The following is a 781-nucleotide window of genomic DNA, read 5'->3' as shown; positions in this document are numbered from 1 at the left end:
GTCGGCGCGGTCGACGGCCACCACCAGCGACTCGCGGGCGGTGATCACCCCTGGCGGCCAGCCGTCGGTGAAGCCGCCCTCGCGCCACAGCCGCAGCGACTCCAGGCCCAGCCGCAGTAACCGTTCTTCGCCGGGCCAACCCTCGCTGTGCGGGGCGAGCATCCCGCCCGCCACCCACGATGCACCCGGTTCGCCGGTGTGGTGCACGACGACCGACCATCCGGCCCGCGCCGCGCGGCGCGCCACCGACAGCCCGATGACACCGCCGCCGATGACGGCCAGTGAGTCTTGCATCCTTTGCTCCCTTCGCCGGCATGACCCGGATCAGGTGTGACGGTAAGGGCGTGCGCGCCCACTCTCAGTCCCCGGTCGCCAGGACTCCCGTGCTCTTCGGGTTCCACGCTAGCGCGCTAGCGTCGCGGTGTGCACCAACCGTCCACCCGCCTCGCTGCGGCCAGGCTGTATCTGTGTACCGACGCGCGCCGCGAGCGCGGCGACCTGGCCGAGTTGGTCGACGCCGCGCTGGCCGGCGGGGTCGACATCGTCCAGCTTCGCGACAAGGGCTCGGCGGGTGAGCAGCGGTTCGGTCCGCTCGAGGCCCGCGCCGAGCTGGCCGCACTCGAGATCCTGGCCGACGCGGCCCGCCGGCACGGCGCCCTGTTCGCGGTCAACGACCGCGCCGACGTCGCCGACCTGCGCACCGTCGCCGACTGGTTGTCCGAGCAGGGCCATCCGGTGGTGTGGGAGCCGGCCGCCCGCGACGTCGAACCGCTGCTGGCGC

At 73.6% G+C, this 781-nt stretch carries 2 protein-coding genes and 1 riboswitch; of the genes, one reads left to right on the top strand and one right to left on the bottom strand.

Annotated elements, in window-relative coordinates:
* A partial coding sequence (locus tag A5706_RS11010; RefSeq protein ID WP_156767064.1) for an FAD-dependent oxidoreductase occupies nt 1-294 on the bottom strand: 294 nt, incomplete at its 3' end.
* A riboswitch (TPP riboswitch) is annotated at nt 285-395 on the bottom strand. (Overlaps the previous gene by 10 nt.)
* Nucleotides 396-423: 28 nt before the next feature.
* On the opposite strand from A5706_RS11010, the gene A5706_RS11005 reads away from it, so the two are divergent.
* On the top strand, nt 424-781 hold a 358-nt coding region (locus A5706_RS11005; protein WP_231985175.1), incomplete at its 3' end, for a thiamine phosphate synthase.

The organism is Mycobacterium sp. E796 (genome assembly GCF_001672815.1).
Lineage (GTDB): Bacteria > Actinomycetota > Actinomycetes > Mycobacteriales > Mycobacteriaceae > Mycobacterium.
Note: the sequence above shows the minus strand (reverse complement) of the source record. Positions and strands in the feature narration are given on the sequence as shown.